The sequence below is a fragment of the Okeania sp. genome, from assembly GCF_983059655.1.
Map to the genome: position 1 here is coordinate 2,352 of NZ_CEZPJD010000719.1, position 1,722 is coordinate 4,073.

At 32.1% G+C, this 1,722-nt stretch carries 4 protein-coding genes; all 4 read left to right on the plus strand.

The window, feature by feature from the left end; translation table 11 throughout:
* Positions 1–434: 434 nt before the first annotated feature.
* The 4 genes from AC3DU7_RS27265 to AC3DU7_RS27280 all read left to right on the plus strand — a co-directional run bounded on the left by AC3DU7_RS27265 (position 435) and on the right by AC3DU7_RS27280 (position 1,672).
* Positions 435–761: a DUF433 domain-containing protein gene (locus AC3DU7_RS27265; RefSeq protein ID WP_488042398.1), complete on the plus strand. Its 327-nt coding sequence runs from the start codon at positions 435–437 to the stop codon at positions 759–761.
* Entirely contained in the window at positions 745–1,080 is a 336-nt protein-coding gene (locus AC3DU7_RS27270) for a DUF5615 family PIN-like protein (protein WP_488042399.1), read from the plus strand. Before AC3DU7_RS27265 ends, AC3DU7_RS27270 begins: the two co-directional genes overlap by 17 nt.
* A gap of 72 nt (positions 1,081–1,152) precedes the next feature.
* Positions 1,153–1,338 (plus strand): hypothetical protein, encoded by a 186-nt coding sequence (locus tag AC3DU7_RS27275; protein ID WP_488042400.1) that lies wholly within the window; start codon positions 1,153–1,155, stop codon positions 1,336–1,338.
* Positions 1,339–1,348: 10 nt separating this feature from the next.
* Entirely contained in the window at positions 1,349–1,672 is a 324-nt protein-coding gene (locus AC3DU7_RS27280; RefSeq protein WP_488042402.1) for a type II toxin-antitoxin system PemK/MazF family toxin, read from the plus strand.
* The last annotated feature ends 50 nt before the right edge of the window (positions 1,673–1,722 follow it).

Sequence of the window (1,722 nt, forward strand, 5' to 3'; positions counted from 1 at the left end):
GGGAAATAATTGATAATTTGTCTGGGATAATTGATTTTATTTTTTCTTATCGCCAGATGTCTAATAGTATTTTAAAAGCATATTTATTCAGTGTCATTATACAAATACGATAACTAATTATCCGGATACTATATTAGATATTACGCTTTTTGGGAATTGCTATCAAGAAACTTTTGTATGCTACAATAGGTCTATTATTTGGTAAGTATTTCCTACGGAATGCTGCGCAAACAGGTAGCTCGCATTCAGTCTTGAGCTTCTTTCATAAATCATGAATATACACTGCTAAGGCCAAGGTTAGCTGTTTTTTTCAATACTTTGAATTCTCCTTAAATCTCTCAATACTAATTCCTCCTATAAAGGCAGTTAATTCATAGCTGATTGCTGATTACTGACTGCTGAATGCTTACATTATTTATATTTCAAAATTGGTTATGTCTAAAACATCTACAATTACAGAACACATTGAAATTACTCCAGGAATTTGTGGTGGAAAACCTCGAATTGCTGGACATCGAATTAGAGTAGAAGATATTGTTATTTGCCATGAAAAAATGGGGCTTTCACCTGATGAAATTGTCTCTCAATATCCTAGTATTACTTTAGCTGATGTTTATGCTGCTTTGACTTATTATCACGACCATTTAGAGGAGATTAGGCAACAAATTTTGGAGGATGAAGAATTTGCTAGAGCAAAGCAAGCTGAAACTCCTTCTTTAGTGGCAAAAAAATTAAGAGAAAGTCATGGTGCAAAAAATTAAGTTTCATCTGGATGAAAATGCTCCTAATGCAATAGCTGATGGTTTAATACGACGAAATATTGATGTAACTACTACTTCTGGGGCGAATTTAATTTCTCTGTCAGATGAGGAACAATTGAGATTTGCTGCTAATCAAAATAGGGTTATTTTTACTCAGGATAGAGATTTTTTGCGACTACATTATGCTGGCTTTTCACATAATGGAATTGCTTATTGTATTAAGGGAAGTCGCTCAATTGGCGAAATTTTACGGGGGTTAATTCTGATTTGGGAAGTATTGGAACCTCAAGAAATGATTGGAAAAGTCGAGTTTTTGTAATCTAATATTAATTAGATGTTAAAATCTAAATAACTCTATTTAACCATCTCAAAATAATAATTGTACTTAAAAATGATTCAAAATCCAACTATAGAAGAAATAAAAGCTCTGATATTTCAGTTACCTATTCAGGAACAAATAACCCTCATAGAAGACCTTGAGGAAAGACTTGAAACTATCACCATAATGCAACTAGCAGAAACAGGTTTTTCAAAGTGGAACGAACCAGAAGATGACATTTACAATGTCGAATCCTAAACCTCAATAAATTTGGTTAGTTCGCTTCCCTTTTAGCGATTTAACTTCTACAAAAGTTAGACCTGCACTAATTTTAGCAATTCATAGAGAAGAAGCAATTATTTTAGGAATCTTTTCAAAAGTTACTAACAGTAATTTACAAACAACTTGGGTATTAATGTCAGAAGAACATCCTAATTTCTTACAAACAGGTTTAAAAAAGACTTCATTAATTAGGGCAGATAAAATTGCTACAGTTAGCAATTCAGTTTTTCACAAAAAAATAGGAGACTTACCATCAGAAATTCTTGTATTGGTACAAGAAGCAGTAAAAAAATCTCTGAATATTCCTTAGGGACTTCCAAATAAAAAATTATCCCATTAGCTATAAAACTAAGGGAGTAG

Coding starts and splice junctions, on each gene's coding strand:
- AC3DU7_RS27265 (WP_488042398.1), top strand. CDS start 435: ATGTCTAAAACATCTACAATTACAGAACACATTGAAATTACTCCAGGA.
- AC3DU7_RS27270 (WP_488042399.1), top strand. CDS start 745: ATGGTGCAAAAAATTAAGTTTCATCTGGATGAAAATGCTCCTAATGCA.
- AC3DU7_RS27275 (WP_488042400.1), top strand. CDS start 1,153: ATGATTCAAAATCCAACTATAGAAGAAATAAAAGCTCTGATATTTCAG.